The following is a 24,985-nucleotide window of genomic DNA, read 5'->3' on the forward strand; positions in this document are numbered from 1 at the left end:
GGGCCGGTCAAGTGCAAAAGCAGGCGCCACTGGCAAATTCCCCGGACCGCGCGTATATGGCGCCGCATGAAGGACGCGCGCCCCTCCGCAGGCCTGCCGTTCATGAAGATGCACGGTGCGGGCAACGACTTCGTGGTCATCGATTCACGGGGGCGGGAGCCTGTAACCCATGCCCGGCTCGCGGCCGCGCTCGGGGACCGGCACCGCGGCGTGGGCTTTGACCAGCTCGCCGAGATCCGCGCGGCAGAGGGCGCCGACTACGCGCTCGACTTCTGGAACGCCGACGGCAGCCGGGCGGGGGCCTGCGGCAATGCCTCGCGCTGCGTGGCGGACTACATGATGGCCGTGCTCGGGCGCGACGAAGTGACCTTCACGACCGAGCGCGGGACGCTTGCGGCGGTGCGACGGGCGGACGGGCTCGTCAGCGTCAACATGGGCGATCCGATCCTCGATTGGCGCGGCGTGCCGCTCGCCGAGGAAGCGGACCTGATGCATCTGCCCCTGCCGGGCGATCCGGCGTCGGTCGGCATGGGCAACCCGCACTGCGTCTTCTTCGTCCCCGACGCCGAGGCCGTCGATCTGGCGCGCGAGGGCGCCGCGGTGGAGCATCACCCGCTGTTTCCCAAGGCAACCAACGTCGAATTCGCGAGCGTCACCGGCCCCGACCGGCTCAGGATGCGGGTCTGGGAGCGGGGCACGGGCATCACGCTCGCCTGCGGATCGGGCGCCTGCGCAACCGCCGTCGCCGCGCATCTGCGCGGCCTGACCGGCCGGCGGGTGAAGCTCGACCTTGACGGCGGCAGGCTGGAGATCGACTGGCAGGTGGACGGGGTCTGGATGGCCGGACCCACGGCGCATGTGTTCGACGCGGTGCTGACGCCCGCCTTCCTCGCCGAACACGCATGAGCGCACCCGTCTTCTCGACCCTCGGCTGCCGTCTCAATGCCTACGAGACGGAGGCGATGAAGGAACTCGCCGCCGCCGCCGGGCTCGAGGGCGCGGTCGTGGTGAATACCTGCGCCGTCACGGCCGAGGCCGTGCGCAAGGCCAAGCAGGAGATCCGCCGCCTCAGGCGCGAACATCCTGACGCGCCCCTCATCGTCACCGGCTGCGCCGCCCAGGTGGAGCCCGAGACCTTCGCCGCCATGCCCGAAGTGACGCGTGTCGTCGGCAATGCCGAAAAGATGAAGGCGGAGACCTGGAGGGCGCTCACGGCTTCCGACCTGATCGGCGATACCGAGCGCGTCATGGTCGACAACATCATGTCGGTGAGGGAGACGGCGGGGCATCTCATCGACGGATTCGGCCGGCACAGAGCCTACGTGCAGGTCCAGAACGGATGCGATCACCGCTGCACCTTCTGCATCATCCCCTTCGGCCGGGGCAACTCCCGCTCGGTCCCGGCGGGGGTCGTGGTGGACCAGATCAAGCGGCTGGTGGATCGCGGGTTCCTCGAGGTCGTGCTGACGGGCGTTGACCTGACCTCCTGGGGTAGCGACCTGCCCGGCGCCCCGCGACTCGGCGATCTCGTCATGCGCATCCTGCGTCTCGTGCCCGACCTCGCCCGGCTTCGCATCTCGTCGATCGACTCGATCGAGGCCGACGAGAACCTGATGCAGGCCGTCGCCACCGAGCCACGGCTGATGCCGCATCTGCACCTGTCGCTCCAGCACGGCGACGACCTGATCCTGAAGCGCATGAAGCGGCGGCACCTGAGGGACGACGCCATCCGGTTCTGCGACGAGGCGCGTCGGCTCAGGCCGGGAATGGTCTTCGGCGCCGACATCATTGCCGGGTTCCCGACCGAGACCGAGGCGATGTTCGAGAACTCGCTGAGGCTGGTGGCCGAGTGCGGCCTGACGTTCCTGCATGTCTTTCCGTTCAGCCCCCGCAAGGGCACGCCGGCGGCGCGGATGCCGCAGGTCAGGGGCCCCGCCATCCGCGAGCGCGCGGCGCGGCTCCGGGCGGAGGGCGAGGCCGCCCTGAACCGGCATCTGGCCGCGGAGGTTGGCCGTGTCCACCGCGTGCTGACCGAAAGCCCCCGCATGGGGCGTACCGAGACCTTCACCGAAGTCGCCTTCGCGACCGACCAGGCCGAGGGCCGGATCGTCGACGCCGCCATACGCGGACACGACGGCCGCATGCTTCTGGCCTGATCGGCCGCGAGTGATCCGGATCAGTCCGGCCGGTACCGGTGCAGGCTACTCTTCTCCCGCGGAGACGCATTCACGGGATGGAGGCACTGATGGACTTCACGAAACTATTCGCCGCCTGCGCGGTCTTCGGGCTTGCGGCAGGGGGCATGGCGTCGGCGCAGGATGCCGATGTCGGGGCGGGGCTCTATGCGGACTATTGTGCCGCCTGTCACGGGGCGAGCGGCAAGGGCGACGGCGACATGGCCAACCTGATCACCATTCCCTCGCCGAACCTGACGCTCATGTCGCAGGGCAATGACGGCGAGTTCCCGATGCTGAAGGTGATCCATGTCATCGACGGGCGCACGGGCGTCCGCGGGCATGGCGGCGCCATGCCCGTCTTCGGCCGCGTCTTTGCCTCGACCGAGGCAGGCCCGGACAATCCCTACGGGTCGGTGCTGGAGGTTCGCGGTCGCGTGCTGTCGCTGGCGATGTATCTGGAATCGATCCAGCAGTAGACCGTCCACGTCGGCGTTGCATGCGGGCCGCCAGGCTGCGGGCCGCCGTTTCCTGCAACACCCGGTGACCCGCGAAGGGCGCCCCGCAACGGGCGCCCTTCCCGCTTGTGCCCTTCACGGCGCATCACGAGAAACGGACATTCCTGTAATGCACTTGGCCGATCCTGCGCGTTCAGTGCACAAACGGCGGGCAGTCCGGCCGCCGGAAGTTGCCGCGCGTTCTCGCGGCTCCCGGATCCGTCGGGCAGGGAGGAACGTGACGGATGCGGAAGCCGCTGCTCTTTGCCGGACTCGTCCTGGCGATCTTGACGCTCGTCGCGGTCACCGGCCGGTATCCATCGGACCTCGAGTCGCTCGGCGCGCGGACGGAGGATTTGCGCGCCTGGCACATGGAACGGCCCCTGGCCGTGGCGGCCGGGTTCTTCGCGGCCTATGTCGTCGTGACCGCTCTGTCGCTGCCATTCGCGGTCTGGATGACGCTGGCGGCGGGGGCCCTGTTCGGGTTCGGAACGGCGCTCGTCCTGGTGTCCTTCGCATCGACCCTCGGAGCCACGCTTGCGTTCCTGACATCGCGCTACCTGCTTCGGGACTGGGTGCATGACCGGTTCGGCGACCGCCTTCGGGCAATCGACGACGGGATCGCACGCGATGGCGCCGCCTATCTCTTCACCTTGCGGCTGATCCCCGTCGTGCCGTTCTTCGCCGTGAACCTCCTGATGGGGCTGACGCCGATCCCCGCAGTCACCTTCTACCTCGTGAGCCAGATCGGCATGCTTGCAGGCACGGCGGTCTACGTGAATGCGGGCACGCGGCTCGGCGAACTCGAGGGCGTTTCCGGGATCGTCTCGGGCCCGATGCTGCTTTCGTTCGCGCTCCTCGGCCTCTTTCCCTGGGCCGCGAAATGGGCCGACGGGTTCATCCGGCGGCGGAAGGCCTACGCCGGCTATCGCCGGCCCGCCATGTTCGACCGGAACCTCATCGTAATCGGCGCGGGTTCGGCGGGGCTCGTCTCGACCTATATCGCGGCGGCCGTGAAGGCGAAGGTCACCATCGTCGAGGCGGGGAGGATGGGGGGCGATTGCCTGAACTACGGCTGCGTGCCGTCGAAGGCGCTGATCCGGTCCGCCAAGATCGCCCACCAGATGCGGCACGCCGACCGTTACGGGATCGACCCTGTCGAGCCCGGCGTTTCGTTCCGGAGAGTCTTCGCGCGAATTCAGGACGTGATTGCCGCCATCGAACCCCATGATTCGGCAGAACGCTACGAGAGGCTCGGTGCCGAGGTCATCAAGGGCCACGCGCGGCTTGTCGATCCCTGGACAGTCGAGATTGCCGCCGCGGATGGCCAGCGGCACCGCCTGACCAGCCGCGCGATCATTCTCGCCACCGGCGCCTCACCCTTCGTCCCGCCCCTGCCGGGCCTCGAAACCGTGGGCTATCTGACCTCGGATACGCTCTGGGACGAGATGGCCCGGCGCGATCGCGCCCCGCGACGGCTCGTCGTTCTGGGTGGCGGGCCGATCGGCTGCGAACTCGCGCAGAGCTTTGCCAGGCTCGGGTCCGAGGTGACGCAGATCGAGATGCTGCCGCGCCTCTTGGTGCGCGAGGACGACGACGCGGCCGATGCCGTCCGTGCCGCGCTCGAGGCCGACGGCGTGGCGATCTTCACCGGGCACCGGGCCGTTGCCTGCGGCGTGACCGGTGGCGAGAAATGGATCGAGGTCGAGGTGAACGGTGCGCACCGTCGGATCGCCTTCGACGACCTCATCATCGCTGTCGGCCGCGCGGCGCGACTGACGGGCTACGGGCTCGAGGAACTCGGCATTCCAGCCGGCAAGGTCATCGAGACGAACGAGTGGCTCGAAACCCGCTTTCCGAACATCTACGCGGTGGGCGACGTGGCGGGCCCCTACCAGTTCACCCATGCCGCGGCGCATCAGGCATGGTTCGCCTCGGTCAACGCGCTTTTCGGGGTTTTCCGCCGGATCAGAGTCGATTATCGCGTGATTCCCTGGGCGACGTTTACCGACCCGGAGGTCGCGCGCGTCGGCCTCTCCGAGGCGGAGGCAAAGGAAAAGGGCATTGCCTTCGAGGTGACGCGCTACGGGGTCGACGATCTCGACCGCGCCATCGCCGACGGATCGGCGACAGGCTTCGTCAAGGTCCTCACCCCGCCGGGAAAGGATACGATCCTCGGCGCGACGGTTGTCGGCGCGCATGCGGGCGACCTCTTGGCCGAGTTCGTCTTCGCGATGAAGCACGGCAAAGGGCTGGGCGCGATCCTGTCGACCATCCACATCTATCCGACGCTCGCCGAGGCCAACAAGTTCGCCGCCGGCGAGTGGCGCAAGGCCCATGTGAACCCGACGATCCTGGCCCTGCTTGGCCGCTTCCATGCCTGGCGGAGGGGTTGAGCCCGTGATCGACCGCCATCTCCTGCCCGCCCAGCGCGCCCTCCTTGCCCCGCCCGCACGGATGCTGGTGCGGCTTGGCGTGACGGCGGACCAGGCCACGCTCGCGGGTTTCGTGCTCGGCCTCAGTGCATTCGTGGCGCTGACGGCCGGGGCTTTCGGGACGGCGCTCCTCCTCGTCCTCGCCAACCGGCTGGCCGACGGGCTCGACGGCGCTATCGCGCGCGAGGTCGGGAGTACCGATCGGGGCGCCTTCCTCGACATCGCGCTCGATTTCGCGTTCTACGCTTTGGTGCCCCTCGGCTTCGCGCTGGCCGATCCGGCGGCGAACTCTCTTGCCGCCGCCGTCCTCGTCGCCAGTTTCGTCGGCACCGGGTCGAGCTTTCTCGCCTTCGCCTCGGTGGCCGCGAAGCGGGGGCTGCAGACCGCGGACTACCCGACGAAGGGCATCTACTACCTCGGCGGTCTGACCGAGGGGGCCGAGACGATCGGGCTCTTCGTCGCAATGTGCCTCTGGCCCGCCGCCTTCCCCGTTCTCGCCTATCTTTTCGCCGCGCTCTGCGCGCTCACCACGCTCAGCCGCTGGCACCAGGGCTGGGTCGCCTTTTCCAACCGCTGACAGGAGAATCCATGCGTCTTCCGATCCTCCCTACCCTCGCCCTCACGCTCGGCCTCGCCGGGCCAGGTCTTGCCGGATCCTGGGACGAGACCGTCGCCGCCGCGAAAGGCCAGACGGTCTACTGGAACGCCTGGGGCGGCGATCAGCGCACGAACGACTTCATCGCCTGGGCGGGCAGCGAGATTCAGGCGCGGTATGGCGTCACGATCACCCATGTGAAGCTCTCCGACACGGCCGAGGCGGTGACCCGCGTCATCGCCGAAAAGGCGGCCGGAAGGACGCAGGGGGGGGCGGTCGATCTCATCTGGATCAACGGCGGAAACTTCCTGTCGATGAAGGAAAAGGGGCTTCTGCATGGGCCCTTCCTGGCCGACCTGCCCAACGCAAGGTATCTCGACCTTTCCGAGGGCTCGGCCGCCGTTACCGACTTCACGATCCCGACGGAGGGTTACGAATCCCCCTGGCGGCTCGCCCGCTTCGTGCTGACCTACGATGCTGCGCGCGTCGAGGCTCCTCCCGCCTCGATGACCGAGCTTCTGGCCTGGGCAGAGGCGCATCCCGGCCGGTTCACCCATCCGGCCGTCTCGAACTTCATGGGCGCGACCTTCCTGAAACAGGCGCTGATCGAGCTCGCACCCGATCCGTCCGCGCTCAAGGCGGAGCCGACGGAAGAGACGTTTTCGGCCGCGACAGAGCCGCTTTGGGCCTGGTACGACGCCCTCCGCCCGGCGCTCTGGCGCGGCGGCGTGGCATTCCCCGAAAACGAGAGCGTCCAGAACCAGATGCTGAACGACGGCGAGGTGGATTTCACCATGGCCTTCGACCCGGCGGCAGCGGCGGCAGCGGTCGAGCGCGGGCTCCTGCCGGAAAGCGTGCGCAGCTATGCGCCGAAGGGCGGTTCCATCGGCAACGTGAGCTTTGTCGCCATTCCCTTCAACGCCGCGCACAAGGAAGGCGCGATGGTCGTCGCGAACTTCCTGCTCGACCCCGAGGTTCAGGCGCACGCGCAGGACATAAGGGTGCTCGGCAGCTACTCGGTGCTCGATCCCGCAAGGCTCGGCGAGGCGGAGAATGCCGCGTTCGCCGCCCTTCCCACCTCGCCCGCGCTTCAATCGAATGCCGAACTCGGCCGCGTCCTGAACGAACCCCATCCCGGCTGGATGACCCGGATCGCCGAGGAATGGGCGCGGCGCTACACCGAATGAGGACGACCGAGGGGCGCACGCTGAGGCTCCTTGTACTCGGTCTCGTCGCGGTGGGGCTGGTCTTTCCCATCATGGCAGGGCTCTGGGAAACCGGGCGCGCGGCGTTCGGCCTCCTTCCGGCCATCGGGGCAGAGCAGCCGACCTTGGCGCCATGGCGCGAGTTCATGACCCTGCCCGGCGCGGGGACGAGTGTCGCGCTGACCCTCTGGACCGGTGTCGCCTCCACGGCGCTGTCGCTTGCCTTCGCATTGGGGATTGCCGGAGCGGTTCATGGACGGGTGCGCGCCGGCCGGATGGCGCAGGTGCTGACCCCGTTCCTCGCCGCGCCGCATGCCGCCATGGCCATCGGCACGGCGTTCCTGATTGCCCCGTCCGGCTGGGTCGTCCGACTCCTCAGCCCCTGGGCCACCGGCTGGACGCTGCCCCCGGACATTGAGACGGTGCAGGACCGGTTCGGTGTGGCGCTGATCCTTGGCCTCATGCTGAAGGAGGTGCCGTTCCTCCTTCTCGTCACGCTCTCCGCGCTGACGCAACTGCCGGTACGCGCACAGGTCGCGGCGGGGAAGGCGATGGGCTATGCACCTGGCGCGATTTGGGCAAGGGTGATCGTGCCGCAGGTCTATTCTATGATCCGGCTTCCGGTCTTCGTGGCGCTGTCTTTCGCGCTCTCGGTCGTGGACATGGCACTGATCCTCGGGCCGACGACGCCACCGACGCTGGCGGTCGCGATGACCCGCTGGTTCCTTTCGGCGGACACCGGCCTCATCCTGCCCGCTTCGGCGGCCGCGATGGCGCTGGCGGCGCTCGCCGCGTGTTGCGTCGCACTCTGGATCGGCGCGGAACGTCTGGTCGCCTGTGTCGGACGCGCCCGCCTTCGGCGCGGCAACCGTGGCTTGCCCGCAAGCCCCGCCCTGCGGCTGGCCGCGGCGGGCGGCCTTGCTCTCCTCGCTCTCGGGGCGGGCACGCTCCTTTCGCTTGCGCTCTGGTCGGTCGCCTGGCGCTGGAGCTTTCCCCGGGCCCTTCCCGAGAGCTGGAGTCTGGCCGCGTGGACCCGACCGGGCGCGGGTTGGGGAAACGCGCTTGAACAGACCCTGGTCCTCGCGGTCGCGACCACCGCCCTCTCGCTTGCGCTTGCTATCGCCTGGCTCGAAGGCGAGGATCGCGCCGGGATGCGCCGCGCCCGGTGGGCAGAGGCGCTCATCTACCTGCCGCTTCTGGTGCCACAGGCGGCGTTTCTTTTCGGGCTCTCCGTGGTGCTTCTGCGGCTGGGCCTTTCCGGCGGTCTGACGGCCGTCATCTGGGGGCAGATGCTCTTCGTCTTTCCCTATGTCATGCTCGCGCTCTCCGATCCCTGGCGCGCGCTCGACCGGCGGATGGACCGCGCCGCCGCGGCGCTTGGCGCCGGGCCGTGGCGGCGGCTCCTCGCGGTGAAGTTGCCGATCCTCCTGCGGCCGGTGCTGACAGCGGCCGCGATCGGTTTTGCCGTCTCCGTCGCGCAATACCTGCCGACGCTCTTTCTCGGAGCCGGGCGCGTCAGTACCCTGACGACCGAGGCGGTCACGCTGGCTTCCGGATCGGACCGGCGGGTGACGGCCGTGTATGCGACGATGCAGTCGACGCTGCCGCTCGCCGCCTATGGAATTGCAATGGCGCTTCCCGCCGCCCTCCACCGCCGGCGGCGCGCAATGTCGGGTCACCTGGCATGAACACCCTGGAACTTCGGAGCGTGGCGGTGCGGGGGGCAGGAGGCAATCTCCTCTTCCGGCCGGTGACGCTCACGGTAGCCGCGGGCGCGGTGACGACGATCATGGGCGCGTCCGGCGTCGGCAAATCGACGCTGATCAACTTCATCGGCGGGCATCTTCCAGCGGATTTCGAAGCCGAGGGCCAGGTGGTCCTGAACGGGCACGACGTGACGCGGCTGCCGGCCGAGGCGCGTCGCATCGGCATCCTCTTTCAGGACGCGCTGCTCTTTCCGCACCTGTCGGTCGGGGACAACCTCGCCTTCGGCCTGGCGGCGCATGTGCGCGGCCGGGTGGCACGCAGGGCCGCAGTCGCTGCGGCGCTCGACCAGGCCGGGCTTGCGGGCTTTGCCGACCGTGATCCGGCGACCCTTTCCGGCGGGCAGCGGGCACGGGTGGCGCTGATGCGGACCCTTCTGGCCGAGCCGCTTGCGCTGCTTCTGGACGAGCCGTTCGCGCGGCTTGACCCGGACAGGCGCGCAGACCTACGGGCCTTTGTCTTCGGCCATGTGCGGGACCGCGGCGTGCCGGTCCTGATGGTCAGCCATGATCCGGATGACGCCCGCGCGGCCGGCGGGCCGGTCGTGACGCTCTAGCTAGTGGCGTCATCCCGCGTAGCCGTCGAGGCATGAGTTCGAATCCGGTCGAGGCATGAGTTCGAATCCGGGGACAAGGCCAAGCCATGCGGGCGAGTTCAGGATCGGGATGGCGGCAAGCTTGCTGCCAAGCGCCTTGTCGAACCGAGGCTGCGCGATCGCATCGTCTCCCGCCAGCGGTGCCCCATCCGAAACAACGACCGCCGCACGCACCGTCTCGACTGGACGCGCGCTCATCGCGGATCCGGCCGTGAACTCGCCATTCGTGCCCGGACGGCGCGCGCAACATCGACCCATTGCCTGAACGCAAGTTAATTCACGCGATCTTCAATCAATTACGAAAAGTCATGTCACCTCAAGCGCTGTGGTCTCTGACATACCGCCCGCCTAAGTTTGCCGCAGGACCCGATCGAGGCAACCGAGGACATCCATGAACAACAAGTATTACGCACCGCATGGTGGCCACCCAGGGCAAGACCAGCTGCTGACCGATCGCGCTGTGTTCACCGAAGCCTACGCGGTCCTTCCGAAGGGCACGATGCGGGATATCGTGACCAGCTATCTGCCGTTCTGGGCGGCGACGCGGCTTTGGGTCATCGCGCGTCCTCTGAGCGGGTTCTCGGAGACCTTTTCGCAGTACATCATGGAGGTCCAGCCTGGAGGCGGCTCCGACCGGCCAGAGACCGACGGGGATGCCGAGGCGGTGCTGTTCGTCGTCGAAGGGACCGCATCGCTGACCGTCAATGGCGAGCACCACAGCCTGACCCCCGGAGGCTACGCCTATCTGCCGTCCGGCACGCAATGGACGCTTCACAATCGCGGGTCCGAGGTGCTTCGCTTCCACTGGATCCGCAAGGCTTACGATGCGATCGATGGCCTCGACGCGCCCGATGTCCTGATCCTGAACGAAAACGACATCACGCCTGCCGCGATGCCGGAGACCGGCGGGAAATGGGCGACGACGCGTTTCGTCGACCCGCTTGACCTTCGGCACGACATGCACGTGACGATCGTCACGCTCCAGCCCGGCGCCGTGATACCCTTCCTGGAAACGCATGTGATGGAGCATGGTCTCTATGTCCTCGAGGGCAAGGCCGCCTACCGTCTGAACAGCGACTGGGTGGAGGTCGAGGCGGGCGATTTCATGTGGCTGAGGGCCTTCTGCCCGCAGGCGTGCTACGCGGGCGGTCCGGGCCCCTTCCGGTACCTGCTCTACAAGGATGTCAACCGCCACATGGCGTTGCGCCCGACCTCGGTCGCCTATCCGCGCCGCAAGGGGTTCAATCTGGCAGCCGAATAGCCGCTCCGCCAATCGCCTGGGACAACTGGCGGGCCGCCTCGATCACCGGGCGGCTCAGCTCCTCGACCGAGGGCTCACTCACCCTGGTTGTGGGTCCCGAGACCGAGATGCCGGCCACCGCTTCACGGTTGATGTCGAAGACGGGTGCCGCGATGCACCGCATTCCGAGCGTCCGCTCCTCGTCGTCGACGGCGTAACCGCGGTCGCGGATCTTCTGCAGTTCACCCTCCAGCGCGAGGCGGTCGACGAAGGTCCGCGCGGTGAACGCCTGAAGTGCACCAGGCGCCAGGTACCGGGCTTGCCGGTCCCGGTCCATCTGGGCGAGAAGCGCCTTGCCTATGCCCGAGGCGTGCATCGGCGACAGGGTGCCGGGCGGGAAGAAGGCGCGAATGCTCGCATGGGTCTCGACCTGGCTGACGAACAGCACTGATCCCTCCCTTTCGATGCCGAGGTTGGCCGTCTCGCCGGTGGTATCCATGAGCTTGCGCAAGATCGGGCGCGCCCGCTCCACGAGACTGGTCCGACGCAGGAACCGCGCGCCAATCACGAAGGCACGCGGGCCTATGTGCCAGAGCTGTGCGTCCCCGTCGAACTCGACCAGCCCCTTGCTCTCCAGCGTCACCAGAATCCGATAGATCGTTGCGGGCGACTGGCCGAGTTCGTCGGCAATCGAGGACAGGTTCTTGCCCCGGGCCTGGCTGATGTACTCGAAGACACTCATGGCCCGATCAAGGGACTTGATCATGTTCTGGTCGGAGTTGTCGTTCCAGTCCCTTGGTCGCCCGCGGGCCCTTCTTGCGCTCAGGCCGCGATCTTCTTGGTTTTTCATAAGATGTCTCTGTGCAAATCTGAAAGACAGGTTCATGCTATGAAAAATATAAGTTACTGACAAGTATGGATTATTCCAATCCATCGAATTCTGAAACACGATTTCAAAATAATGTCGTCGTGCGGGCGCCGGGCATAGACTGCGGGCAACGATTGTAGGAGGCTGACAATGAGCTATCAGAACCCCGTGTTCATCCCCGGGCCCACGAACATGCCGGAGGAGGTCCGCAAGGCCTGCTATGTTCCGACGATTGACCACCGCTCGCCGGCCTTCGCCAAGATCCTGCACCCGTGTCTCGAGAATGTGCGCAAGGTGCTGAAATCGGAAAGGGCGCATGTCTTCATCTACCCGTCCACCGGGACCGGCGGCTGGGAAACCGCACTGAGCAACACGCTTTCGCCCGGCGATAGGGTGCTGGCGGCGCGCAACGGCATGTTCAGCCACCGCTGGATCGACATGTGCCAGCGCCACGGGCTCGACGTCCAGATCGTCGAAACCCCCTGGGGTGAGGGTCTGCCGGCGACCCGCTACGAGGAAATCCTTGCCGCCGACAAGGGGCACCGGATCAAGGTGGTGCTTGCGACCCACAACGAAACAGCGACCGGCGTGAAATCCGACATCGCGGCCGTGCGCCGCGCGCTGGATGCGGCCAGGCATCCTGCGATGCTCTTCGTCGACGGCGTGTCCTCGATTGCGTCGATGGATTTCCGCTTCGACGAATGGGGTGTCGATGTGGCCGTGACCGGCAGCCAGAAGGGGTTCATGCTGCCCGCCGGCCTGGCGATCCTCGGTTTCTCCGACCGCGCGGTCGAGGCGTCGAAGACCGCCAAGCTGCCGCGAACCTTCTTCGACATCGCCGACATGACCAAGGGCTACGCTGCCAACGCCTTCCCGTACACGCCCCCGGTCGGACTGATGAACGGGCTCAAGCTGTCGTCCCAGATGATCCTGGACGAAGGGCTGGAAAACGTCTTTGCCCGGCATCACCGGATCGCCGAAGGCGTGCGTCGTGCGGTTCAGGCATGGGGCCTGAAACTCTGCGCTGCCGGTCCTGCCGTCTATTCCGATACGATCAGCGCAATTCGCACGCCCGAAGGTTTCAACGCGACCCAGATCGTGTCGCATGCGGCGTCGAAGTATGGCGTCGCCTTCGGGGTCGGCCTCGGAGAGGTTGCGGGCAAGGTGTTCCGCATCGGGCATCTCGGAATGCTGACCGACGTGCTGGCCCTGTCCGGCATCGCGACGGCCGAGATGTGCATGGCCGATCTTGGCCTGAACGTGAAACTCGGCTCGGGAGTCGCCGCTGCCCAGGACTATTATCGCAACAATCCTGGCATCGCCGCCTGAGGAGAAGAGGACATGTACATCCCGACCTATGACGACATGCTTGCCGCGCACGAGCGCATCAAACCGCATATTCGCCAGACGCCGGTCCGTACCTCGGACTACCTGAACGAACTGGCCGGCGCGCAGATGTTCTTCAAGTGCGAGAACTTCCAGGAACCCGGCGCCTTCAAGGTGCGCGGCGCGACCAACGCCGTCTTCGGCCTGTCGGACGCGCAGGCGACGAAGGGCGTCGCCACGCATTCCTCGGGCAACCATGCCTCCTGCCTCAGCTACGCGGCGATGCTGCGCGGCATTCCCTGCAACGTGGTGATGCCACGCACCGCGCCCCAGGCCAAGAAGGACACGGTCCGCCGCTACGGCGGGGTGATCACCGAATGTGAGCCCTCGACCACCAGCCGGGAGGCGACCTTCGCCAAGGTGCAGGAAGCGACCGGCGGCGACTTCGTGCATCCCTACAACGACCCGCGCGTGATCGCCGGGCAGGGCACCTGCTCGCGCGAGTTCATGGAACAGGCAGACGGGCTGGACATGGTGGTGGCGCCGATCGGCGGCGGCGGGATGATATCGGGCACCTGCCTGACGCTCGCGACGCTGGCGCCGGAAACCAAGGTCATCGCGGCCGAGCCCGAACAGGCCGATGACGCCTATCGCAGCTTCAAGGCCGGCCATATCATCGCGGACGACGCGCCGAAGACCATTGCCGACGGGCTGCTGGTGCCGCTGAAGGACCTGACCTGGCATTTCGTCAAGAACCACGTCAGCGAGATCTACACGGCCTCCGAGCAGGAAATCGTCGACGCGATGAAACTGATCTGGAAGCATCTGCGCGTGGTCATGGAACCCTCCAGCGCCGTCCCGCTGGCAACCGTTCTGAAGAACGCCGACGCCTTCCGCAATAAGCGGGTCGGCATCATCATCACCGGCGGCAACGTCGATCTCGACAAGCTGCCCTGGATTCAAGGAGCCTGAGCCATGAACGTGCCCGTGAACTTCGACAAGCTTGAAGTCGGCTATGACATCCCCGCCGTGCCAGGGATGGCCGAGGCGGATATCCAGACTCCGTGCCTGATCCTCGATCTCGACGCACTGGAGCGCAACATCAAGAAGATGGGCGACTACGCCAAAGCGCACGGCATGCGCCATCGCGTGCATGGCAAGATGCACAAGTCGGTGGATGTGGCCAAGCTGCAGGAAAAGCTGGGTGGCGCCATCGGCGTCTGCTGCCAGAAGGTCTCGGAGGCCGAGGTCTTCGTCCGGGGCGGCATCAAGGATGTGCTGGTGTCGAACCAGGTCCGCGACCCGAAGAAGATCGACCGACTGGCGCAGTTGCCCAAGCTGGGCTCGTCGATCATCGTCTGCGTCGATGACCTGTCGAACGTTGCCGAGCTTTCGGCCGCCGCGCAGAAGCACGGGACCGAGCTGGGCGTCTTCGTCGAGATCGATTGCGGCGCCGGACGCTGCGGTGTCACCACGTCGCAGGACGTGGTGGCGATCGCGCGCGCGGTCGAGGCCTCCCCCGGCCTGAAGTTCAGGGGCATCCAGGCCTATCAGGGCGCGATGCAGCACATGGACAAGTATGAGGACCGCAAGGCCAAGCTGGATATCGCCATCGGCATGGTCAAGGACGCGGTGCAGGCGCTGAAGTCGGTCGGGCTGGAGCCCGAGCTCGTGTCGGGCGGCGGCACCGGCAGCTATTACTTCGAGTCGACTTCGGGCGTATTCAACGAGCTTCAGTGCGGCTCCTATGCCTTCATGGACGCGGATTACGGCCGCATCCTCGACAAGGACGGCAAGCGCATCGACCAGGGCGAGTGGGAGAACGCGCTCTTCATCCTGACCCAGGTGATGAGCCACGCCAAGGCCGACAAGGCGATCGTCGATGCCGGCCTGAAGGCGCAGTCGGTCGACAGCGGCCTGCCGGTCGTCTACGGGCGCAGCGACGTGAAATACATCAAGTGCTCAGACGAGCACGGCGTCGTCGAAGATCCCAAGGGCGTGCTCAAGGTCGGCGAGAAGCTGCGTCTGGTGCCAGGCCACTGCGATCCCACCGCCAACGTGCACGACTGGTACGTCGGCGTGCGCAACGGCAAGGTCGAGGTCGTCTGGCCGGTCTCGGCCCGCGGCAAGGCCTACTGAGACGCCAGACGTCTGCTCCGGCCCGAACCAGGGCCGGATGGATGCCCGCGTGCAGCAATCGCCGTGCTGGCACGCGGGCCCACCAGATTCGAGCCGAGGAAAACATGCTGATCGTTCCGGAACGCGACATTGCCAAGCTGATGACCCCCGAGGCCGCCTTTGACGCGGTGGAACAGGTGTTCGCCGCCATGGCCTCTGGCGCGGCATACAACTTTCCCGTCGTCCGCGAGGCGATCGGCCACGAGGACGCGCTTTATGGCTTCAAGGGCGGTTTCGACCGGTCCAGCCTGACGCTGGGTCTGAAAGCCGGCGGCTACTGGCCCCACAACCTGGAAAAGCGCGGACTGATCAACCATCAGTCCACGATCTTCCTGTTCGATCCCGATAGCGGCATGGTTTCGGCGATGGTCGGCGGCAACCTGCTGACCGCCCTGCGCACGGCCGCCGCCTCCTCGGTGTCGATCAAGCACCTGGCGCGCAAGGATGCCAGGGTGATCGGCATGGTCGGCGCAGGCCACCAGGCGAAATTCCAGCTGCGCGCGGCCTTGAAGCGCGGCGGATTCGAGAAGGTGATCGGCTGGAACTTCCATCCGGAAATGCTGCCCGGTCTCGCCGAAGTGGCGGCCGAGGCCGGTATCCCGTTCGAGGAGGTCCCGCTGAACGGCATGCGGGAAGCGGATGTGATCATCACGATCGCCTCGTCCTTCAAGCCGATCCTGATGACGGATCACGTGAGCCCCGGCACCCACATCGCCTGCATGGGGACCGACACCAGGGGCAAGCAGGAATTGGACCCGGCCCTCCTGGCCAAGGCGGCGGTTTTCACCGACGAGATCGCCCAGTCGGTCTCGATCGGCGAGGCCCAGCATGCGATCGCCGCCGGCCTGATCCGCGAGAGCGAGATCACGCAGCTTGGCGAGGTGATCAACGGCACCCATGCGGGTCGGGCATCTGCCGACCAGATCACGCTCTTCGACGGTACCGGAGTGGGCCTTCAGGACCTTGCCGTCGCCGCCGCCGTGGTGGATCTTGCCCGGAAGAGCGGCACGGCAATCGAGATCAACGTCTGACCGCTGAAACCGTCCGCTCTGCGGCCCTGCGGCATATGCCCTGCCGGACCCGGGACCGGCGGGGCCCGCCACAACCGCCAGGCTGCTGCCCCTGTCGCTGCATTTCGACAGCGCGGTGCTCGTGCTGGACGGGCTGAGGATTTTCGGAAGGATCGCCGATCGTGAAGTCGCGGTCATTGCCTCCGTCGCCGCGGCCCTGACCGGCACGGATCAGCCAAGCTCCCGCTGAACGAACCGATCGAAGGGCCGACAGGCCCGCAACCCGGACCCGGCCGTCGATGCTTCTGCATCGGCGGCCTTTGCCTTCAGGCGGTCGGCTGCGCCTGTAAGGGCCCACATGGTGCCGTTTGCAGCGACGCAGGCTCTCGACCACAGGGCCGGTCATGAAAAACCCCCGCGCGACGCGCGGGGGCTGGCAAGCCCGTCGATGACAGGTCGTGTCAGTGATCGGCCAGGGAGGCCGCCGCCTTGATCTCGTCCGTGGCGTCCCGTGCACCGTTGAAGAAGGCGTTGAGCAGGACAGCCGCGATCGAGGCGAGCAAGATACCCGATTCGATGAGCGGGTGGATCCCGTGGGGCATCCACATCTTGAAGTTCGGGGCGACCAGCGGGATCATCCCGAAGCCGACCGACACGGCGACGATGAACAGGTTGTTGCGGTTCCTGGCAAAGTCGACGCCCGCGAGAATGCGGATGCCGGTGGCCGCGACCATCCCGAACATCACGAGGCCGGCGCCGCCCAGCACCATGGTCGGCACGGACTCGACCAGGGCGCCCATCTTTGGCATCAGGCCGAGGACGATCATGATCAGGCCGCCGGCCACGCAGACGAAGCGGCTCTTGATACCCGTCACGCCGACAAGACCGACGTTCTGGCTGAACGAGGTGTAGGGGAAGGTGTTGAAGATGCCGCCGATCAGCGTGCCGAGACCGTCGGTGCGCAGCCCCGCGGAGAGCATCGGCTGATCCACCTTCTTGCCGGTGATGTCGCCGAGCAGAACGGCGATGTTCGCGACGAACCCCCGACCGAACTTGGCAATCAGAAGGATGGCGGTCAGAACAATGGCCGAGATGGCGATGTTGCCGAGCGGCGCATAGAGCGGGTTGTTCACCTTGGCAGCCAGCGCCAGCCCCGGCGGGATTTCCGGAACGCCGGTGATCGCGCCAGAGGCGGCACCCTCGGTGACGGCCTTCAGCCAGTCGGCGTGGGCCGGGTCGATGACCTGCGGGGCGGTCGGACCAACGGGGTTGCCGAAGATCCAGTTGATCCCGATCCGCATGAGACTGACGCCGATCACCAGGATGATCGTCCCGGTCACCACCGGCGGGAAGAAGCGCAGCATCTTGGAGACGAGGGGTGCGATCAGGATCGAGATGATCCCCGCCGCGATGATCGCGCCGAAGATTGCCCGGGCGCCCTCGGGGCCGCCTTGCGCATTGGCAAAACCGATCATCGGACCGACCGCGGCAAAGGTCACGCCCATCATCACGGGCAGCCTGATGCCGAACCACTGGGTGGCCCCGAACGACTGGATCAGCGTGACGATCCCGCAGACGAACAGGTCCGCGGAGATTAGGAACGCCACATCGGCCGGCTCCAGCTTTAGGGCACGCCCCACGATCAGCGGCACCGCAACGGCACCGGCATACATCACGAGAACGTGCTGAAGCCCAAGCGTGAAGAGCTTGGGTGCTGGTAGAACTTCGTCTACCGGGTGAATCGCATCGGTCGATGCCATGGGTCTCTCCTCCCTCGTTTCACAAGACAACCAGTGCGCGGCTACTCCCCTGCCACAGCCTGGCAACATAGCGGTAGTCTGCCCCCGATCACTAACGGATCACCTGGGGTGGGTCATCGAACCAGTGCTCCTCCAGATTGGCGCCCGGTCCAATTCGATCGACAACGGCGAAGAGACCGTTGCCGGCAATCGGGGCGAGCACGCCGTGCCACACTCCCCGGTGATAATTCACGCCCTGCCCGGGATGCGTGATGAACGCGATCGGCAGGCCCGGCTTGCCCTCCAGGTCCGGGGCGACGATGACGACAAACGGCGCGTCGTCGAGCGGCAGAAAGGCCTGGCTGCCCTCGGGATGACGCTCGACGAGGTCCAGGCGCATCGGCAAGGACCGCAGCTTTGCCTTGAACAGGCTGATCCCCGCCCGGCCGTCGGCGAAGTCGAGCTTCGCCCGGTCGTGGTATCGGCCGCACATGCCCTGGTTGATCAGCTTGTCCGGATCTCCGCTGGTGTCCAGAACGTCTCCGAACGGAGCGAAGGCTTCTGCGGTCAGCGGCCGGAGTCTGATGATCGCGCTCATCTTCCCATTTTCTCGATCAGGCGGAGTTCTGCGATCCGCTCGACCTGGCGGCAGGCTTCGGCGAACTCGGCGGGGCGGTCGTTGCCGATCCGGCGCCGGAAGGCTGCCATGATCGACGATTTGGTATTGTCCCGAACGGCGATGATGAACGGAAAGCCGAACTTCGCCGTGTATGCGTCGTTCAGCTCGGCAAAGGCTGCACGTTCGCCATCGGTCAGCGCGTCGAGTCCGACAGATGCCTGCTCGGCGGTCGATTCCGCCGTCAGCCGCCTGGCCTGAGCCAGCTTGCCAGCAAGATCCGGGTGGCCCGCCAGGACCGCAAGGCGGCGCTCTTCCGGAGCGGATCTGAAGATGCGCGTGAGCGCGCTGTGCACGCCCGCCGCGCAGTCATGGGTTGGCCCAAGTTCCAGAGCGTGGGCTCCTTCGGCAATCCAGGGGCTATGTTCGAAGATTCCGCCAAATTCGGCAACAAAGGTTTGCAGGTCCATTGCGGAGGGTCGCACGGACCGCGCCGGCGGATGCAGTCGCGCCCAGTGGTCGGCGATCTGTTCCCGTGTGGCGAACCAGACACCGTCATGCTTGCGGAAATGGTCCAGCGCGCGCTGCAGAGCAAGGGCACGGCCCGGACGGCCCGCCAGCCTACAATGCAGGCCGATCGACAGCATCTTCGGCGCGCCTGCCTGACCTTCCGCATAGAGCATGTCGAAGCTGTCCTTGAGATAGCTCTCGAATTGCTCGCCGTTGGTAAAGCCCGCCTGGATCGCAAAGCGCATGTCGTTGCAATCCATCGTGTACGGCACGATCAGCTGATCCTTGCCGCCGGCTCTGACCCAATAGGGCAGGTCGTCGGCATAGCTGTCAGCGATATAGGCGAAGTCGCCAATCTCGGCGGCCAGATCTACCGTGTTCATCGAGCAGCGCCCGGTATACCAGCCGCGGGGAGCAGATCCGGTGACTTCGGTGTGCAGCCGGATCGCATCGCGGATCTGTGCCCGCTCCTCGTCTTCGGACATGTCCTTGTGCTCGATCCACTTCAGCCCGTGGCTGGCGATCTCCCATCCCGCGCGCTTCATCGCGGCGACCTGAGCGGGCGCGCGCGCAAGCGCGGTGGCGACGCCGTAGACGGTGATGGGCAGATCCTTCAGCAGCCGATGAACACGCCAGAAGCCGGCACGAGCGCCGTACTCATAGATCGATTCCATGTTCCAGTGCCGCTTGCCCGGCCAAGGTGCGGCACCGGTGATCTCGGAAAGAAAGGCCTCGGAGGCCGCGTCCCCGTGGAGGATGTTGTTTTCTCCGCCCTCCTCGTAGTTCAGTACGATCTGGACGGCGACCTTTGCGCCATTCGGCCAGTTGGCACCCGGAACGTCCTCTCCGAATCCGGTCAAGTCTCGTGGGTATCTCGACATATGCGGCGCCCCCTTGCTTGATTTGCTCATAATTCAAAACAGCAGTGCGCATTTTAAAAAATATTTTGATGGACCGTTCGGCTAGTCCTGCTTTGTCATTGGGGGAGGAAACGACCTAGTCTGGGCAAAACGTGAGGAGGCCCTACGAATGTCCGGTTACCTGACCACACATGTCCTGGATCTCGCCAAGGGCGGTCCGGCGCAGGGCATGAAGATCGAGCTCTTCAGGATCGACGGCTCCGAACGGTACCTGCTCAGGACACTCTTCACGAACGATGACGGGCGCACCGACGACAGGATCCTGCCTGCTGACGAGTTCCGGACGGGCGAATACGAACTGCTGTTTCACGCCGGCGCCTATCTGGACGCACAAGGTGTCACACCTGAAGAACCCCGTTTTCTGAACGTGATCCCGCTGCGGTTCGGGATGTCCTCCCAGTCGCACTATCATGTGCCGCTTCTGCTTTCCCCCTTCGGCTATTCGACATATCGGGGCAGCTGAAGGTCTCACCGCACCAGGTGCGTGCGCTTGATGGCCTCGGCGATCTTCTCGACCATGAACTCCATGAAGAGGCGCACCTTCGGATCCTGACCCCGCCGATGGGCGAAGAGGCACGCCATCTGGATGGGTTCGGGCGGCGTCTCTGCGGCCACGGGCACCAAGGCACCGGACTTGAGATGTTCGGCGATCTCGAAGACAGGCTTCATCGCCACGCCTGCGCCCGACAGGGCCCAGTCGGTGAGGACGTCGCCGTCATCGCACTCGTAGTGACCGGATATCCGGAACCTCTTCGGCCCGGAAGGTGTCGTCAACAACCACCGGAACTCCGTCGCCCCGGGGTAACGGAGGTTGAGACACTCGTGGTCCTGCGACAGGATCTCGTCCCCGTTTCGTGGCATGCCACGGCGCTTCACGTAGTCCGGCGATGCACAAAGCACCCTGCTCACGTCGGCTATCTTCCGGATCTTGAGGTTGCTGTCCTCGGGCTGCCCGAGGAAGAAGGCCAGGTCCAGACCCTCGGCGGTCAGGTCGACCTTGCGGTCGGTCAGGCGAAGCCGGACGTTGACCTCGGGATAATCGCTCAGAAACAACGGCACGCGCGGCGCGATGAGGCGCCGCCCTACGCCTAGAGGGGCTGCGACAAAGATAGAACCGCGCAGGTTGACGGTGATGTTCGCCACTTGCGCTTCTGCGTTGTCGACCGCCTCGAGGATGTCGATCGACCCGCGGTAGAAGGCCTTGCCCTGCTCGGTCGGTGCCAGGCTGCGGGTCGTGCGCTGAAACAGGCGGATGCCAAGGTGCTCTTCCAGTTGGGAAATCCTTGACGACGTGACGGCAGGCGAGATGCGCAGGTCCCGCCCCGCGGCCGACATGCTTCCCAGTTCATAGACCCGGACAAACGTGCGAACATTCTCAAGGTATGACATTATTCTGCATTTTTTGATGCTGCTTGGCTTATAGCATCAATACCAGAACAATCGCGCTGCGACTAGGCTGTCCGCGACAGTTGGCCTTGGGAGGGAGCCATGTACGACCTGGCAGTAATCTGGGACTGGATCGGATTTTCCGTTCGCTGGCTGCACGTCATCACGGCGATGGCCTGGATCGGGGCGTCCTTCTACTTCATCGCGCTCGACCTGATGCTCAAGCCGAATGCGAGTCTTCCCGCTGGCGCCTATGGCGAGGAATGGGAAGTGCATGGCGGGGGCTTCTATCACACGGTGAAGTATCTCGTCGCGCCCGCGCAGATGCCCGAGCATCTGACATGGCACAAGTGGCAAAGCTATTCGACCTGGCTTTCAGGGGCAGCATTGCTCATGATCGTCTACTGGGTTGGCGGCGAGCTCTTCCTGCTGGATCCGACGAAGGCCGAACTGACGCTGTGGCAAGGCATCCTGATCTCTGGCGGTTCGCTGACGATCGGATGGCTGGCCTACGACCAGCTCTGCAAGTCGAAGCTGGGGGAAAGCCCCACCGCGTTGATGCTGATCCTGTTCGCGATCCTTGTCGCGATGGCCTGGGGATACAACCAGATATTCACCGGCCGCGCGGCCCTGCTGCACCTTGGCGCCTTCACGGCCTCCATCATGACCGGGAACGTGTTTTTCCAGATCATGCCGAACCAGCGGATCGTCGTGGCCGACCTGAAAGCCGGGCGCACGCCGGATGCGAAGTATGGCAAGATCGCCAAGCTCCGTTCGACGCATAACAATTACCTTACCCTGCCCGTCGTCTTCCTCATGCTTTCGAACCACTACCCGTTGGCCTTTGGCACCGAGTACAACTGGGTCATCGCGTGCCTGGTGTTCCTGACAGGGGTCACGATCCGCCACTACTTCAACACCATGCACAAGACCGGCAAGGGCCCGCACTGGACCTGGGCCGTGACGGTCATCCTGATGATCCTTATCGCCTGGCTGTCGACGGTCAGGACCGGCGAGACGTTCGAAGAGGCCGAGGCGCGCGACCTTACGGCCCACGAGCAACGATATGCCTCTGCCGCCGGCTTTGAAGAGGCCTACAACGTGGTGGTCGGGAACTGCTCGATGTGCCACGCGCGCGAGCCGTCCTGGACCAACATCCTCTGGGCTCCGAAGGGTGTCTACCTCGAGACGCCGGGTGATGTCGCCCGCCACGCGAGCGACATCTACCTCCAGGCGGGATTGAGCCACGCCATGCCACCACCCAACGCGATCCAGATGGAACAGGACTCGCGAGAACTGATCGTCGCATGGGTCCGCGAAGTGCGTGGCATCGAATAGCCTGCCTGCCGATCTCAGCGTGAACGACCTGCGCATGGGGCTCGGGGTGATCGCGCAGTCCCTGCAAGGCTTTCCGGCAACACTCAGGGGCCGCGCCTCGACCCATCCGTCGGTTTCGCGAAGGCGTCATTGCCGCATGCCGGCGCTGCGGGGTCGTCCCCCTCAGCGCCCCTTCGCCTTCTTCGCCTCCTTCACCCGCTTCGCCAGCGCCTTGCCCCGGCGCCGGCGGTCGAGCGCCTGCGCGCTGTGGCCAGCGTCCTCGGCACGGAGCTTCTTCCAGCGGTCCACCCGGGCGGCGTCCACTTCGCCGGCCGCGACCGCCGCCTGCACGGCGCAGCCGGGTTCCGGCCCGTGCGAGCAGTCGCGGAAGCGGCATTCGGCGGCGAGGGCGGTGATCTCGGCAAAGGCCTCGTCGATCCCGTCCGCCATGTCGGTCAGGCGCAGCTCCCGCATTCCCGGCGTGTCGATCAGCCAGCCACCGCCCGGGATCGCATGCATCTCGCGCGCGGTGGTGGTGTGGCGGCCCCGCATGTCGTCCTCGCGCACCTCGGACGTCTCGAGGTCAAGCCCGGTGAGCGCGGAGGCGAGCGTCGACTTGCCGACGCCGGACATGCCGAGGAAGGCGACAGTGCGCCCGGGGCCGCACCAGGGCATCAGTGCCGCCGCAGCCCCCGGCGCCTTCGCGTTCAGCGACACGGCGGGAACCTTCGGGCCGATCGCATGCAGGCGCGCAAGGTAGGCGTCGGGCTCGTCGCTGCGGTCGGCCTTGGTCAGGACGAAGACCGGCGGCACCCCGCCCGCGTGGGCGAGCGCGAGGTAGCGTTCGAGGCGCGCCTCGTTGAACTCCTCGGTGCAGGACGTGGTGAGGAAGACGGTGTCCACGTTCGCCACGATGAGTTGTTCGCGCGCGTCCTCTCCGGCCGCGCGCCGGAAGATGCGCGAGCGGCGGTCGAGAAGCCGCGCCACCCGGCCCGTGTCGGGGTCGGCGAGTACCCAGTCGCCGACGGCGACATCGCCGGCCGAAAGTTCGGGCGGCAGGCGCAGCTCCGCTGCCCCGTCGCACGTCAGGACGGCGAGCAGGGCGCGGTGGACGCCGGTGACGCGGGCGGGAGTGAGGGTTTCCAGCTCATCTGGGCCAAGCTGGCGCAGGAAGTCGGAAGACCAGCCGAGGCTGGCAAGCGTGGGATTGGGGGTCAAGGATCTGTCCTCGGGGAAAGCCGATACCGTTGCCCGGCGGCACGGGCCGCGGGCGGGTGATGTCGGGATGGGCGGGACAGGTCTGAGGTCTCAGCGAGCCCCGGCCCGGAGGAAAGCAAGCTCTGCCATGTTCGACTCCTTCGCCGGGATGCGAGGTGAGAGGTTGGACAACGACCCAAGCGGGGCTCGTTACGGCTGCTTCCTTCCGGACCTGACCGGGTTGGCGAGGCGCTCGCCCGCGCCAACCTCTCGTCGTCGGATATAGTCCCGCCGCAGGGGCCGCGCAAGACCGGAGCGGCGCGGGCTCTTCGGAGCGACTCCGCCAAGAGCGCCGTTGCATTCTCGACCGCCCGGTCAAATCGTGTTATGAGCGGCACCGGTTTGCGCCGCCGCACCGTCGGCGCGCGATCCGTTTTTCATACGCGGCCCAATTTCATCCGAGGCATAGGACATGACGATTCACCCCAGGGGCTTCAGTGGCCCGTCCTCCCTTCCCCGCGATGTGGCGATCCGGTCGGAACATCGCCGACTTGCCGGGCATCTCCACCCTGCCGACAATCCGGTCGCCGCCGTCGTCTTGAACGGCGCAGTCGGCGTGGCTCAGGGCTATTACACCGACTTCGCCCGATGGCTTGCGGAGGAACGCGGCATCGCCTGCCTGACCTACGATTACCGCGACTTCGGCGCGTCGGCTACCGGGCGCCCGCGCCGATCGGATGCGACGATGACCGACTGGGGCGTCGCGGACCAGATGGCGGCGCGCGCGTTCGTCGAGGCGACGTTCCCGGGCCTGCCCGTCTGGATCGTCGGCCATTCCATCGGCGGCGCGATGCTGCCCTTCCAGTCCGGGTTCGAGCGCGTGGCGCGCGCCATCCTGATCGGGTCGGGCACCGTCCATGTCTCCGATCACCCCTGGCCCTATCAGGCCGTCGCGCGTTTCTTCTGGCAGGGGCACGGTCCGGTAATGACGCGGGCGCTCGGCTTTCTGCCGGGGCGGCTTTCCGGCTTTGGCGCCGACCTGCCGGCGGGCGTCTACTGGCAGTGGCGGCGCTGGTGCCTGACGCGCGGTTACCACCTCAACGATGCCGGCGGGCGGCTGCCGGTGCCGGACTGGCGGGCCTTCACCGCGCCGATGAAGTTCGTCGCCATGGCCGACGATCCGGTGGTGCCGCCGGCTGCCGTCTGGCGGCTGATGCGCCACTTCCCCGAGGCCGTGAAGCGCCAACTCGTCTTGCGCCCGGAGGAGCACGGGGTGCAAAGGATCGGGCACATGGGGATCTTTCACCGCGCCAATGCGAAGCTCTGGCCGCTTGTGGTCGCGTGACGGCGGACAGGACCCGGCAGGAGGGTAGGCATGACGACCGAATTCGCGATCGCGGAACTGGCGCTTGG

General features: G+C 66.2%; 23 protein-coding genes and 1 other RNA gene. 16 read left to right on the forward strand and 8 right to left on the reverse strand.

The window, feature by feature from the left end; genetic code table 11:
- Nucleotides 1-66: 66 nt before the first annotated feature.
- The 8 genes from dapF (at nt 67) to F9K34_RS02775 (ending at nt 9,226) form a co-directional block, all read left to right on the forward strand.
- Nucleotides 67-906, forward strand: coding sequence for a diaminopimelate epimerase (gene dapF, locus F9K34_RS02740; protein WP_436405703.1), 840 nt, complete (start codon nt 67-69; stop codon nt 904-906).
- Nucleotides 903-2,156 (forward strand): tRNA (N(6)-L-threonylcarbamoyladenosine(37)-C(2))-methylthiotransferase MtaB, encoded by a 1,254-nt coding sequence (mtaB, locus tag F9K34_RS02745; RefSeq protein ID WP_291335159.1) that lies wholly within the window; start codon nt 903-905, stop codon nt 2,154-2,156. Before dapF ends, mtaB begins: the two co-directional genes overlap by 4 nt.
- 89 nt (nt 2,157-2,245) lie before the next feature.
- Nucleotides 2,246-2,653, forward strand: coding sequence for a c-type cytochrome (locus F9K34_RS02750; protein WP_291335160.1), 408 nt, complete (start codon nt 2,246-2,248; stop codon nt 2,651-2,653).
- Between the two features lie 263 nt (nt 2,654-2,916).
- Nucleotides 2,917-5,067, forward strand: coding sequence for an FAD-dependent oxidoreductase (locus F9K34_RS02755; protein ID WP_291335161.1), 2,151 nt, complete (start codon nt 2,917-2,919; stop codon nt 5,065-5,067).
- A 4-nt stretch (nt 5,068-5,071) separates the two neighbouring features.
- Complete coding sequence (locus F9K34_RS02760) at nt 5,072-5,683, forward strand: CDP-alcohol phosphatidyltransferase family protein (protein WP_291335162.1); 612 nt, start codon at nt 5,072-5,074, stop codon at nt 5,681-5,683.
- Between the two features lie 11 nt (nt 5,684-5,694).
- Nucleotides 5,695-6,888, forward strand: a complete 1,194-nt coding sequence (locus tag F9K34_RS02765; RefSeq protein WP_291335163.1) for an ABC transporter substrate-binding protein — start codon at nt 5,695-5,697, stop codon at nt 6,886-6,888.
- Nucleotides 6,885-8,594, forward strand: coding sequence for an ABC transporter permease (locus F9K34_RS02770; RefSeq protein ID WP_291335164.1), 1,710 nt, complete (start codon nt 6,885-6,887; stop codon nt 8,592-8,594). Before F9K34_RS02765 ends, F9K34_RS02770 begins: the two co-directional genes overlap by 4 nt.
- Nucleotides 8,591-9,226 (forward strand): ATP-binding cassette domain-containing protein, encoded by a 636-nt coding sequence (locus tag F9K34_RS02775; RefSeq protein WP_291335166.1) that lies wholly within the window; start codon nt 8,591-8,593, stop codon nt 9,224-9,226. The genes F9K34_RS02770 and F9K34_RS02775 overlap by 4 nt, the downstream gene beginning before the upstream one ends.
- 9 nt (nt 9,227-9,235) lie before the next feature.
- Here F9K34_RS02775 and F9K34_RS02780 read toward each other — a convergent pair whose 3' ends face one another.
- On the reverse strand, nt 9,236-9,463 hold the full coding sequence (locus F9K34_RS02780) for a hypothetical protein (RefSeq protein WP_291335168.1): 228 nt from the start codon (nt 9,461-9,463) through the stop codon (nt 9,236-9,238).
- 193 nt (nt 9,464-9,656) lie between these two features.
- Between F9K34_RS02780 and F9K34_RS02785 the strand changes: the two genes are divergently transcribed.
- The gene (locus F9K34_RS02785; RefSeq protein ID WP_291335170.1) at nt 9,657-10,526 is read left to right on the forward strand and encodes a bifunctional allantoicase/(S)-ureidoglycine aminohydrolase; all 870 of its coding nucleotides are present in this window, start codon (nt 9,657-9,659) and stop codon (nt 10,524-10,526) included.
- On the opposite strand, the gene bhcR is transcribed toward F9K34_RS02785, so the two are convergent.
- Nucleotides 10,507-11,355, reverse strand: a complete 849-nt coding sequence (gene bhcR / locus F9K34_RS02790; protein WP_291335172.1) for an HTH-type transcriptional regulator BhcR — start codon at nt 11,353-11,355, stop codon at nt 10,507-10,509. The two genes, F9K34_RS02785 and bhcR, sit on opposite strands and share 20 nt — an antisense overlap.
- Before the next feature lie 168 nt (nt 11,356-11,523).
- Here bhcR and bhcA point away from each other — a divergent pair, with 168 nt between their 5' ends.
- From bhcA to bhcD, 4 genes are all read left to right on the forward strand, one after another.
- Nucleotides 11,524-12,702 carry an L-aspartate--glyoxylate aminotransferase BhcA gene (gene bhcA, locus F9K34_RS02795; RefSeq protein WP_291335173.1) on the forward strand — a complete coding sequence of 393 codons (1,179 nt, stop codon included), beginning with the start codon at nt 11,524-11,526 and terminating at the stop codon, nt 12,700-12,702.
- Between the two features lie 12 nt (nt 12,703-12,714).
- Nucleotides 12,715-13,671, forward strand: coding sequence for a beta-hydroxyaspartate dehydratase BhcB (gene bhcB, locus F9K34_RS02800; RefSeq protein WP_291335175.1), 957 nt, complete (start codon nt 12,715-12,717; stop codon nt 13,669-13,671).
- Between the two features lie 3 nt (nt 13,672-13,674).
- Nucleotides 13,675-14,838 carry a 3-hydroxy-D-aspartate aldolase BhcC gene (bhcC, locus tag F9K34_RS02805; protein WP_291335177.1) on the forward strand — a complete coding sequence of 388 codons (1,164 nt, stop codon included), beginning with the start codon at nt 13,675-13,677 and terminating at the stop codon, nt 14,836-14,838.
- Nucleotides 14,839-14,942: 104 nt separating this feature from the next.
- Entirely contained in the window at nt 14,943-15,908 is a 966-nt protein-coding gene (gene bhcD, locus F9K34_RS02810) for an iminosuccinate reductase BhcD (protein ID WP_291335179.1), read from the forward strand.
- A 440-nt stretch (nt 15,909-16,348) separates the two neighbouring features.
- Here the strand turns inward: bhcD and F9K34_RS02815 are convergent, their stop codons facing one another.
- From F9K34_RS02815 to puuE, 3 genes are all read right to left on the reverse strand, one after another.
- Nucleotides 16,349-17,647, reverse strand: coding sequence for a nucleobase:cation symporter-2 family protein (locus F9K34_RS02815; RefSeq protein ID WP_291335180.1), 1,299 nt, complete (start codon nt 17,645-17,647; stop codon nt 16,349-16,351).
- Nucleotides 17,648-17,738: 91 nt separating this feature from the next.
- Nucleotides 17,739-18,224 (reverse strand): ureidoglycolate lyase, encoded by a 486-nt coding sequence (locus tag F9K34_RS02820; RefSeq protein WP_291335182.1) that lies wholly within the window; start codon nt 18,222-18,224, stop codon nt 17,739-17,741.
- Complete coding sequence (puuE, locus tag F9K34_RS02825) at nt 18,221-19,633, reverse strand: allantoinase PuuE (protein ID WP_291335189.1); 1,413 nt, start codon at nt 19,631-19,633, stop codon at nt 18,221-18,223. Before puuE ends, F9K34_RS02820 begins: the two co-directional genes overlap by 4 nt.
- A gap of 148 nt (nt 19,634-19,781) precedes the next feature.
- Between puuE and uraH the strand changes: the two genes are divergently transcribed.
- Complete coding sequence (gene uraH, locus F9K34_RS02830) at nt 19,782-20,135, forward strand: hydroxyisourate hydrolase (protein ID WP_291335184.1); 354 nt, start codon at nt 19,782-19,784, stop codon at nt 20,133-20,135.
- Between the two features lie 5 nt (nt 20,136-20,140).
- Here uraH and F9K34_RS02835 read toward each other — a convergent pair whose 3' ends face one another.
- Complete coding sequence (locus tag F9K34_RS02835) at nt 20,141-21,061, reverse strand: LysR family transcriptional regulator (RefSeq protein ID WP_291335185.1); 921 nt, start codon at nt 21,059-21,061, stop codon at nt 20,141-20,143.
- Nucleotides 21,062-21,160: 99 nt separating this feature from the next.
- Here F9K34_RS02835 and F9K34_RS02840 point away from each other — a divergent pair, with 99 nt between their 5' ends.
- The gene (locus F9K34_RS02840; protein WP_291335186.1) at nt 21,161-22,396 is read left to right on the forward strand and encodes a urate hydroxylase PuuD; all 1,236 of its coding nucleotides are present in this window, start codon (nt 21,161-21,163) and stop codon (nt 22,394-22,396) included.
- A 162-nt stretch (nt 22,397-22,558) separates the two neighbouring features.
- Here F9K34_RS02840 and rsgA read toward each other — a convergent pair whose 3' ends face one another.
- On the reverse strand, nt 22,559-23,593 hold the full coding sequence (gene rsgA, locus F9K34_RS02845) for a ribosome small subunit-dependent GTPase A (protein WP_291335187.1): 1,035 nt from the start codon (nt 23,591-23,593) through the stop codon (nt 22,559-22,561).
- Nucleotides 23,594-23,746: 153 nt separating this feature from the next.
- An RNA gene (gene ffs, locus F9K34_RS02850) (signal recognition particle sRNA small type) lies at nt 23,747-23,845 on the reverse strand.
- A 199-nt stretch (nt 23,846-24,044) separates the two neighbouring features.
- On the opposite strand from ffs, the gene F9K34_RS02855 reads away from it, so the two are divergent.
- Nucleotides 24,045-24,917: an alpha/beta hydrolase family protein gene (locus tag F9K34_RS02855; RefSeq protein ID WP_291335188.1), complete on the forward strand. Its 873-nt coding sequence runs from the start codon at nt 24,045-24,047 to the stop codon at nt 24,915-24,917.
- Nucleotides 24,918-24,985: the final 68 nt, after the last annotated feature.

This window comes from Albidovulum sp. (assembly GCF_008933605.1).
Lineage (GTDB): Bacteria > Pseudomonadota > Alphaproteobacteria > Rhodobacterales > Rhodobacteraceae > Albidovulum.

Bases quoted from the DNA above. Each gene is read 5' to 3' on its own strand.
- F9K34_RS02835 (WP_291335185.1), bottom strand. From the start codon at position 21,061: ATGTCATACCTTGAGAATGTTCGCACGTTTGTCCGGGTCTATGAACTG.
- F9K34_RS02755 (WP_291335161.1), top strand. From the start codon at position 2,917: ATGCGGAAGCCGCTGCTCTTTGCCGGACTCGTCCTGGCGATCTTGACG.
- F9K34_RS02780 (WP_291335168.1), bottom strand. From the start codon at position 9,463: ATGAGCGCGCGTCCAGTCGAGACGGTGCGTGCGGCGGTCGTTGTTTCG.
- F9K34_RS02765 (WP_291335163.1), top strand. From the start codon at position 5,695: ATGCGTCTTCCGATCCTCCCTACCCTCGCCCTCACGCTCGGCCTCGCC.
- F9K34_RS02770 (WP_291335164.1), top strand. From the start codon at position 6,885: ATGAGGACGACCGAGGGGCGCACGCTGAGGCTCCTTGTACTCGGTCTC.
- F9K34_RS02820 (WP_291335182.1), bottom strand. From the start codon at position 18,224: ATGAGCGCGATCATCAGACTCCGGCCGCTGACCGCAGAAGCCTTCGCT.
- F9K34_RS02840 (WP_291335186.1), top strand. From the start codon at position 21,161: ATGTACGACCTGGCAGTAATCTGGGACTGGATCGGATTTTCCGTTCGC.
- uraH (WP_291335184.1), top strand. From the start codon at position 19,782: ATGTCCGGTTACCTGACCACACATGTCCTGGATCTCGCCAAGGGCGGT.
- F9K34_RS02785 (WP_291335170.1), top strand. From the start codon at position 9,657: ATGAACAACAAGTATTACGCACCGCATGGTGGCCACCCAGGGCAAGAC.
- bhcD (WP_291335179.1), top strand. From the start codon at position 14,943: ATGCTGATCGTTCCGGAACGCGACATTGCCAAGCTGATGACCCCCGAG.
- puuE (WP_291335189.1), bottom strand. From the start codon at position 19,633: ATGTCGAGATACCCACGAGACTTGACCGGATTCGGAGAGGACGTTCCG.
- bhcA (WP_291335173.1), top strand. From the start codon at position 11,524: ATGAGCTATCAGAACCCCGTGTTCATCCCCGGGCCCACGAACATGCCG.
- F9K34_RS02750 (WP_291335160.1), top strand. From the start codon at position 2,246: ATGGACTTCACGAAACTATTCGCCGCCTGCGCGGTCTTCGGGCTTGCG.
- bhcR (WP_291335172.1), bottom strand. From the start codon at position 11,355: ATGAAAAACCAAGAAGATCGCGGCCTGAGCGCAAGAAGGGCCCGCGGG.
- bhcC (WP_291335177.1), top strand. From the start codon at position 13,675: ATGAACGTGCCCGTGAACTTCGACAAGCTTGAAGTCGGCTATGACATC.
- F9K34_RS02775 (WP_291335166.1), top strand. From the start codon at position 8,591: ATGAACACCCTGGAACTTCGGAGCGTGGCGGTGCGGGGGGCAGGAGGC.
- bhcB (WP_291335175.1), top strand. From the start codon at position 12,715: ATGTACATCCCGACCTATGACGACATGCTTGCCGCGCACGAGCGCATC.
- dapF (WP_436405703.1), top strand. From the start codon at position 67: ATGAAGGACGCGCGCCCCTCCGCAGGCCTGCCGTTCATGAAGATGCAC.
- mtaB (WP_291335159.1), top strand. From the start codon at position 903: ATGAGCGCACCCGTCTTCTCGACCCTCGGCTGCCGTCTCAATGCCTAC.
- F9K34_RS02855 (WP_291335188.1), top strand. From the start codon at position 24,045: ATGACGATTCACCCCAGGGGCTTCAGTGGCCCGTCCTCCCTTCCCCGC.
- F9K34_RS02815 (WP_291335180.1), bottom strand. From the start codon at position 17,647: ATGGCATCGACCGATGCGATTCACCCGGTAGACGAAGTTCTACCAGCA.